Genomic DNA, 8,565 nt, shown 5'->3' with positions numbered 1-8,565 from the left:
GGGACAAGCCCGGCCATGACGGCGCATCTGACAGCCTCACTCCGCCGCAACCGTCATCCCGTAGCCCAGCCGCTTCGAGATAGCGCCGGCGCAGTCGCGCAAGGCATGCGCGATCGGGCTGTCCCAGCGCGCATCGAACGTGCCTTCCGGCCCCATCGCCGTGATGACCAGCGCGACATGGCCGGAATGATCGAACACGGGGGCCGAGAACGCATTGACGCCGGGCAGGGGATCGCCGAGCGCGCGGGCGAGGCCGTGCTTGCGGACCTCGGTCAGCATCTCGGCGACCTTCGGGCCCTTCACGGTGCGCTTCGGATTGTAGCCGACGCCGTGACGATCGAGCCCGCTCTCCAGCGCGGCGTTGATGGTCTTCTCCGGCAGGAACGCCGCAAAGGCGCGGCCGGTGGCCGTCTCCAGCAGCGCCATCACCGACCCCGCGCGCATCACGATGTGGACCGGCTGGGCCGGCTCTTCGAGCTGGACGACGGTCGGGCCGTACGTGCCCCAGACTGCCAGTGAGACCGCATGTCCGATCTGGCTCGCGAGCGCGGCGATCTTCGGCCTTGCGATGCGCACGCCGGAGAGGCGGCGCAGGCTGATCAGGCCGAGCTCCAGCGCCAGCGCGCCGATCTCGTAGCGGCCGGTGGTCTCGTCCTGCTCGATCAGCCCGATGCGGGAGAAGCTGGCGAGATAAGGATGCGCCTTGGCCGGCGACATGCCGGCCTCGCGCGCGAGATCGCGCAGCATCATCGGCTCGCCGCACCTTGCGAGCGCGCGGAGCAGCTCCCCGCCGACCTCGATGGACTGGATGCCGCGGCTTTCCCTCTTCATGCGCCTCCTGGCGTGGCTTAGGCCGCGTCGCGCTTGGCGGCGCTGTCGGCGAGATGACGCCCGGCAATGTAGCCGAAGGTCAGCGCCGGCCCAAGCGTGATGCCGGCCCCCGGGTAATTGCCGCCCATGATGCTCGCCATGTCGTTGCCGGCGGCATAGAGCCCGGGAATGACGCGGCCCTCGGCATCGAGCGCCCGCGCGCTCTCGTCGGTGACGATGCCGGCATAGGTGCCGAGATCGCCGACCACCATCTTGATGGCATAGAACGGCCCGTTCTCGATCGGCGCGACGCAGGGGTTCGGGCCGTGCATCGCGTCGCCCTGGTAGCGGTTATAGGCCTTCGAGCCCTTGCCGAAGGCGGCATCATGGCCTTGCGGCGCGGTGGCATTGAACTGCCTGGCGGTGTCGATGAACGCCGCCGCGTCGATGCCGGCCTTCGCCGCGAGCGCCTCCAGCGTATCGCCGCGCATGAGATAGCCGGTATCGAGGTGATGACCCAGCGGCATCGGGAAGGGCGGCACGCAGCCGAGGCCGTATTTGCGCAGCGTCTTGTGATCGCAGACGAGATAGGCCGCGATCTCCTCGCCGGGCTTGGCCGCCTTGACCATGGCCTGGACGAAGTCGTGATAGGAATTGCCTTCGTTGGCAAAACGCCGGCCGTCGCGCATCACCGCGATCACGCCCGGCTTGGCGCGGTCGATGAAATGCGGCATCACGCCTTTCGAGCCGTCCTTACGCGTGGTCAGCGACACCGGCACCCAGGCCGCCGCGTTCGGCAGGCGATCCTCGATATGTCCGCCGGCGCGCTCCGCAAGACGCAGTCCATCGCCGGTGTTGCCGGTCGGCCCCGGCGAGAAATGCTCGCTGCCGGTCGGCGCGTGCGGAAACATCTTCTTGCGCCGCTCCACATCATGCGGGAAGCCGCCGCAGGCCAGCACCACGCCTTGCCTTGCACGAACGCGCACGTTGCGTCCCTCGCGCGAAACGATCGCGCCGGTGACCGCGCCGTTCTCGACCGTCAGCTCGCGCACCGGCGAGGACAGCCACATCGGAATTTTCAGATCCTGCGCGGATTTCGCCAGCCGTCCGGCCAGCGCATTGCCGTTGGTCAACGTCATGCCGCGGCCGTAGCGCAGCACGTCCATCAGGTGACGCGACAAGCGCTTGGCGACGTAGACCGCGGAAGTCAGCGACTTCGTCACCCGCATGAAGTGGATGATCTCCTTGCCGCTTCCCAGCATCATGCCGAACACGGTCAGCTCCGGCAGCGGCATGCCCAGCGTCTTGATGAGGTCGCCGAGCTCGCGGCCGTCGAACGGGCGCGTCACCATGGAGCGCCCGCCTTGCGCGCCGCCGGGTGCTTCGGCGTGATAGTCGGGAAACACCAGCGGCATGTCGAAGCGGAGCGCGGTCTTGGTGGTGAAGAAATCGACGGCCTCGGGACCGGCCGAGAGAAATGCATCGACCCGTGCCGCGTCGTAATTGTTGCCGGCCTCGTGCCGCAAGTAGGTGCGGGCCTGTTCCGGCGTCTCGGCGATGCCGTAGGCCTTTGCCAGCGAGGTGCCGGGAATCCAGAGCCAGCCGCCGGAGCGGGCGGTGGTGCCGCCGAAGCGCGGCTCCTTCTCGACGATCAGCACGTCGAGGCCGCGATGGCGCGCGGTGATCGCGGCCGACATGCCGGAGCAGCCTGATCCGGCCACGAGCACATCGCACTCGTAAGTCTCAATTGCGCTATGCTCGCCGCCGGTCATGCTTGGCCTCACTTCTTCAGGAGCGGACATTTGGACTCGGAGACCGGGCGGAAGGCGTCCTCGCCCTTCACGGTCTTGACGATGTCCAGATAGTCCCACGGCTCCTTCGACTGTTCGGGCTTCTTCACCTTGGCGAGATACATGTCGCGGATGACGCGGCCGTCCTCGCGCAACTTGCCGCCGTGGACGAATGTATCCTCGATCGGCAGCTCGCGCATCCTGGCCATCACCTTGGTGGAATCGTCGGTGCCGGCCGCCTTGATGGCCTTGAGATAGTGCAGCACCGAGCCGTAGACGCCGGTCTGGATCATGGTCGGCATCACCTTGGTGCGCTCGTAGAACTTCTTCGACCAGGCGCGGGTTGCCTCGTCCATGGCCCAGTACGAGGCCGTGGTCATGTAGGTGCCCTGCGCGGCCTTGAGGCCGATCGCGTGCACGTCGGTGTCGAACATCAGGAGGCCGACGAGCTTCTGGCCGCCCTGGACGAGGCCGAACTCGCCGGACTGCTTGATCGCGTTGTCGGTGTCCTGGCCGGCATTGGCGAAGGCGACTACGTCGGATTTCGAGCTTTGCGCCTGGAGCGCGAAGGAGGAGAAGTCCGCGGTGTTGGTCGGATGCTTCACGCCGCCCAGGACCTTTCCGCCCATCTCATTGACGAAACGCGTGGCGTCCTTTTCGAGCTGCTGGCCGAAGGCGTAGTCCGCGGTGATGAAGTACCAGGACTTACCACCCTCCTTGATCACGGCGGAGGCCGTCACCTTCGACAGCGCATAGGTATCGTAGGTGAAGTGCACGGTGTTCGGGCTGCACAGCTCGTCGGTCAGCGAGCTTGCGCCGGGACCGGAGAGCAGCGCGACCTTGCCCCGCTCGCGCACCATGTTGTGGACGGCGATCGCGATGCCGGAATTGGGGATGTCGACGACCGCGTCGACCTTGCCGTTGTCGAACCAGCCGCGCACGATCTGCACGCCGACGTCGGTCTTCATCTGGTGATCGGCGCTGATGATCTCGATGGGCTTGCCGAGCACGGTCGGCCCGAATTCTTCCACCGCCATTTTCGCGGCCTCGACCGAGCCCGGCCCCGAGTTGTCGCGGCCCCAGCTCGACAGATCCGTCAGCACGCCGATCCGCACCGCGTCGTCGGAGACTTGCGCGGTGGCGACTGTGGTCATGGCTGCCGAAGTCATGGCCGCGAGCATGGCGCAGGCCAGAAGCCCTCTCATCGTCGTTTCCTCTCTTTTATTGGCCGCATGGCGCGGCAGGCTGTTCTCGAGACAAATTAGATATAAGCAAATAAGTTTGTCAATGGTGAATTCGAGTCTGGATGGGTTCCTCTCGGCGGGTGAGACGACAGGAGGCACCGCTGCTTCAGCACCCGCGATTGCGAGGGCAGCGACTTGTCCGCCGAAGCCTTGGCGAAGGCGGAAGCAATCCAGACTTTCTCCACGGAGGCAGCCTGGATTGCTTCGTCGCAAGAGCTCCTTGCAATGAAGGATGTTGCGACACCTGCGCACAAAATCCCGCGTTGTTATCCTGTGAGAGCCATCACCCCTGCAGGTTGCAACCCTCGGCACGATTGGCCATGATGCTCTCCGGAATCTCTGGGGCGGGGCATGACGGCAGCAACGGGAGTCTCCGCGGCGGCGGAGAAATCGACGACGGCGCATGTGGTGTGGGCGAGCGCGCTCGGCACCGCGATCGAATGGTACGACTTCCTGATCTACGGCACGGCGGCGGCGCTGGTCTTCAACAAGCTGTTCTTCCCGAGCTTCGATCCCTTCGTCGGAACGCTGGCGGCGTTCTCGACCTATGCGGTCGGTTTCGTGGCGCGGCCGATCGGCGGCGCCATCATCGGGCATTACGGCGACCGGCTCGGCCGCAAGACCATGCTGGTCGCGACCATGATCGCGATGGGGCTCGGCACCTTCCTGATCGGCTGCCTGCCGACCTACAGCCAGATCGGCGTGTGGGCGCCGATCCTGCTCATCGTGCTGCGCTTCGTCCAGGGCATCGGCCTGGGCGGCGAATGGAGCGGCGCAGTCGTCATGGTGATCGAGCATGCCGGCAATCGCCGCGGCTTCTATGGCAGCCTGGTGCAGATCGGCTTTCCCGTCGGCGTTGCCGCATCGACCGGCATTTTCGGCTTGATGACCAAGCTGCCCGAAGCCGATTTCCTGAGCTGGGGCTGGCGCGTGCCCTTCCTGATCAGCATCCTGCTCGTCGGTGTCGGCTTCATCGTGCGGCTCAAGCTCGCGGAGACGCCGCACTTCAAGGAGGTGGTCGAGCGCAAGGAGGTGCTGGCGCAGCCGGTGCTGGAAGTGCTCCGCCGCGACTGGCGTAGCTTTCTGCTGGCGATCGGCATCACGGTGTCGGAGGTCGGGCTTGCTTATCTCCTCACCGTCTTCACCGTGGTCTATGCCACGACGAAGCTCGGGCTGTCGCGCCAGGTGATCCTGGATGCCGTGGTCTATGCTGCCCTCGTCGAATTCGCGACGCTGCCGCTCGCCGGCTGGCTGTCCGACATCTTCGGCCGCAAAGCGCTGTATCTCGCCGGCGGCGTGTTCTCGGTGGCGTTGGCGTTTCCGTTGTTCTGGTTCCTCGATACCAAGGAGCCGGCACTGATCACGCTGGCACTCGTCGTCACGATGACGCTGACCCATGCGCTGCTGTTCGGGCCGAAGGCCGCGTTCATGCCGGAGTTGTTCCGCACCCAGGTGCGCTACAGCGGAGCCTCGCTCGGCGCCAATGTCGCGGCGGCGCTGAGCGGCGGCTTCTCGCCGCTGATTGCGACTGCGCTGCTGGCGTGGGCCGGCTCGTACTGGGCCGTGTCCGTCTACATCATCGCCCTCTCGATCATCACGATCGTCGCGACGCTGATGGCGCCCGAGACGGCGCGGGAGGCGCTGAGATCCTGAGGGGCAGCGCCTGCCCGGCGGCCCAAAAATTTTTCGGGCTGGCCCCTTGAAACCGACTTGCGATTTTCTAAGTCGTGTCTCGCCGCGAGAGCGGTGTGCCGGATGCCAAAAACAGGGTCCGGCACGGGCGCCTGGCTGGTCTTTCGGACCCGTCTGAAATCCCGCCTTGCGCTCCTTCGTATCCATCTTGCTCTTTGGAGGACTTGGTTATGAGGACCAGTTTTGACTTCGCGCCCCTATGGCGTTCCACCATCGGCTTCGACCACCTGGCCGACCTCGTCGACAGCACGCTGCGCCAGACGACTGAGGACAACTATCCCCCCTACAACATCGAGCGTTCCGGTGAAGACCATTATCGGATCAGCCTTGCGGTGGCGGGGTTTGGTGCCAACGACATCACCGTGACCGCCGAACAGAACGCGCTCACCATCGAGGGCAAGAAGCCCGAGACGGCTGCGCGCGAATACCTGTACCAAGGCATCGCCGCGCGTCCGTTCCGGCGCGTGTTCAACCTGGCCGACTATGTCCAGGTGAAGCAGGCCTCGTTCCAGGACGGGCTTCTGATCATCGACCTCGTCCGTGAGATTCCGGAAGCGATGAAGCCGCGCCGGATTCCGATCGCGGGCGCCCCTCCTGCGGCATCGCAGATCGAGAAGAAGGCAGCCTGACGCTCGATCAACGCTCGATCAAGACAGTGACGGAACGCGGCGCGCCGATGCGCGTCCGCGCTCCCGATGCATGGAGGAGAGAATAATGGGTTTTCGTAATCTCATTCCCTGGTCAGGGAAACAGGACCTCGCGCCTGCGCGCGACAATTTCGATCCCTTCCTGACACTTCATCGCGAGATGAACCGTCTGTTCGACGACGTTTTCCGCGGCTTCGGCGGGACGATCCTGTCGCGGCTGATTGAGGGCCGTTTCGACTGGCCGAAGGTCGAGCTCAGCGAGACCGATAAGACGCTGACCGTCTCGGCCGAACTTCCCGGCCTGACCGAGAAGGACGTTCAGGTCGAGATTGCGGGCGGCGTCCTGACCCTCCGCGGCGAGAAAAAAGCCGAGCGCAACGGCGAAGGCAGGTACTTCACCGAGCGCTACTACGGTGCGTTCGAGCGGCAGATTCCGCTGGAGGGTGTCGAGGAGGACAAGGCCGAGGCGTCGTTCAGTAATGGCGTGCTGACCGTGTCGCTGCCGAAGTCGGAGAAGGCACGCGAAGGCGTCAAGCGCATCGCGATCAACACGCACTGACATCAAGCGGGACGGCGGCGGTCGGCGCCGCCGTCCAACGTCCACAAACCGGTCCCTTGGAAAGGAGCATGAGGGAGGCACGACCGATGACCAACCTGAACACCAATGCCGGCACTCTCAATCCGCTGTTTCACCCAGCTGCCCATTACGGTTCGCCCGCTGACGTCCTGAAGGCCGAGGAACTCTCCGCGCCGGAGAAGCGGATCATCCTGTCGTCCTGGGCGTCCGACATGTACGCGGTCGAATCATGTCCCGCGCTGCGCGAGATACCGGGCATGAGCCACACCATCCGGCTTGCCGATGTTCTGGCGGCGTTGCGTAAGCTCGACGGCGACAATGACAATGATGATCCGCCACGCGGGGGCGGCGCCCCGATGCGGCTGCGACGGCCCGGGGCCGCCGCAGAGAGGCGCGCCGCATGATCGTCACGCACACCGTTTTGACGCTCGTGCTGCTCGGCCAAGCCTCGGCGGCCTTCGCCGTGCCATTTCTCGCGGTGCACGGTTTGGTCGCCGCACCGCGTGACTGAGGCCACCAGTTCTTCCATCCACATTGGAACATGCGGCAGGTGACCAAGATGAATGTCATGCGTTTGCTTTGGCTTGCATTGCTGGTGCTCGCGCTCACGGCATCGCAGCCGGCCGCTGGCCAAATTCCAGACCTGAAGACGGGCGGCTCGGTGCCCACGCTGGCGCCGCTCGTGCGTCAGGTGACGCCGGCCGTCGTCAACATCTCCGTGCATGGCCGCGTTCGCGAGGACAATCCGCTCTATCGCGACCCGCTCTTCCGCGAGTTCTTCGACGTCCCCAGGCAGATCGAGAAGGAGGTCAACGCGACCGGCTCAGGGGTCATCGTCGATGCCCAGCGTGGCCATGTCCTGACCAACAATCACGTGGTCGAAGGCACTTCCGCCGTTCAGGTCACAACCAAGGACGGTCGACAATTCTCCGCCAAGGTCATCGGCCGCGATCCGCCGACGGACATTGCCGTGCTCCAGATCCAGAACCCATCCGGGCTCAAGGCGCTGTCCTTCGGCGACAGCGATGCGCTTGACGTCGGCGACTTCGTGCTTGCGATCGGCAACCCTTTCGGCCTCGGCCAGACCGTGACGTCCGGCCTCGTCAGCGCGCTCGGCCGGACCGGACTCGGCAAGCAGGGCTATGAGGACTTCATCCAGACCGATGCAGCGATCAATCCCGGCAATTCCGGCGGAGCGCTGATCAACCTGCGCGGTGAACTGGTCGGCATCAACTCGGCCATCATTTCGCCTGCCGGCGGCAATGTCGGCATCGGCTTTGCAATTCCCGTCAACATGGCGCGGAAGGTGATGGAGCAGATCGTCGCCAAGGGCCGCGTCGAGCGCGGCCGGATCGGCGTTTCTCTGAAGGACCTGCATCCCTCGGTCAACAAGGGATTGAACCAGGGAGCCGTCGTCGCGGAGATTGCGGCGGATTCGCCGGCGCAACAGGCGGGCCTGCGCAAGGGCGATATCATCACGAAAGCCGACGACCGTCCGATTCGCACCGCAGCCCAACTCCGCAACACGATAGGCCTCGCGCGCGTCGGCGAGGAGGTGAAGCTCACGGTGTCGCGAAATGGCGCACCGGTTGCGATCGTCGTGAGAGTGGCGCCCGCGTCCGATACGAGTAGTGCTGTCGCAGGCGGCGATCGTTTCGTCCGCTAGTAGATTTGTGCCGCGCGGCGATCAAGCTGCCGGCGCCGATCCATGTTGCTGGCATGCCAAATATCGACTATCAGCCGGATCGGCGCGCATGACGCTGCCCAAGCAAAGGCAAAGGGAGTACCCGAGATGACCTCACCCA

At 65.1% G+C, this 8,565-nt stretch carries 8 protein-coding genes; 5 read left to right on the top strand and 3 right to left on the bottom strand.

Annotated features, from left to right (window positions below; genetic code table 11):
* Positions 1 to 36: 36 nt before the first annotated feature.
* From IC66_RS0138765 to IC66_RS0138755, 3 genes are read right to left on the bottom strand one after another with little or no spacing between them, the layout of a single operon-like run.
* Complete coding sequence (locus tag IC66_RS0138765; RefSeq protein WP_028145702.1) at positions 37 to 831, bottom strand: IclR family transcriptional regulator; 795 nt, start codon at positions 829 to 831, stop codon at positions 37 to 39.
* A gap of 17 nt (positions 832 to 848) precedes the next feature.
* Positions 849 to 2,582: an FAD-dependent oxidoreductase gene (locus IC66_RS0138760; RefSeq protein ID WP_038951127.1), complete on the bottom strand. Its 1,734-nt coding sequence runs from the start codon at positions 2,580 to 2,582 to the stop codon at positions 849 to 851.
* An 8-nt stretch (positions 2,583 to 2,590) separates the two neighbouring features.
* The gene (locus tag IC66_RS0138755) at positions 2,591 to 3,805 is read right to left on the bottom strand and encodes an ABC transporter substrate-binding protein (protein WP_038951126.1); all 1,215 of its coding nucleotides are present in this window, start codon (positions 3,803 to 3,805) and stop codon (positions 2,591 to 2,593) included.
* 390 nt (positions 3,806 to 4,195) lie between these two features.
* Between IC66_RS0138755 and IC66_RS0138750 the strand changes: the two genes are divergently transcribed.
* From IC66_RS0138750 to IC66_RS0138725, 5 genes are all read left to right on the top strand, one after another.
* On the top strand, positions 4,196 to 5,497 hold the full coding sequence (locus IC66_RS0138750; protein WP_028145699.1) for an MFS transporter: 1,302 nt from the start codon (positions 4,196 to 4,198) through the stop codon (positions 5,495 to 5,497).
* Positions 5,498 to 5,706: 209 nt separating this feature from the next.
* A complete protein-coding gene (locus tag IC66_RS0138745; protein ID WP_028145698.1) occupies positions 5,707 to 6,165 on the top strand; it encodes an Hsp20 family protein in 459 nt (152 codons plus the stop codon).
* A gap of 85 nt (positions 6,166 to 6,250) precedes the next feature.
* Positions 6,251 to 6,742, top strand: coding sequence for an Hsp20/alpha crystallin family protein (locus IC66_RS0138740; protein ID WP_038951125.1), 492 nt, complete (start codon positions 6,251 to 6,253; stop codon positions 6,740 to 6,742).
* Positions 6,743 to 6,828: 86 nt separating this feature from the next.
* Positions 6,829 to 7,164: a hypothetical protein gene (locus tag IC66_RS0138735; RefSeq protein WP_038951124.1), complete on the top strand. Its 336-nt coding sequence runs from the start codon at positions 6,829 to 6,831 to the stop codon at positions 7,162 to 7,164.
* A gap of 155 nt (positions 7,165 to 7,319) precedes the next feature.
* Positions 7,320 to 8,426, top strand: coding sequence for a trypsin-like peptidase domain-containing protein (locus IC66_RS0138725; RefSeq protein WP_038951123.1), 1,107 nt, complete (start codon positions 7,320 to 7,322; stop codon positions 8,424 to 8,426).
* Positions 8,427 to 8,565: the final 139 nt, after the last annotated feature.

It is taken from the genome of Bradyrhizobium genomosp. III, assembly GCF_000261705.1.
GTDB lineage: Bacteria > Pseudomonadota > Alphaproteobacteria > Rhizobiales > Xanthobacteraceae > Bradyrhizobium > Bradyrhizobium ottawaense.
This window is presented reverse-complemented; position numbering and strand designations above follow the sequence as displayed.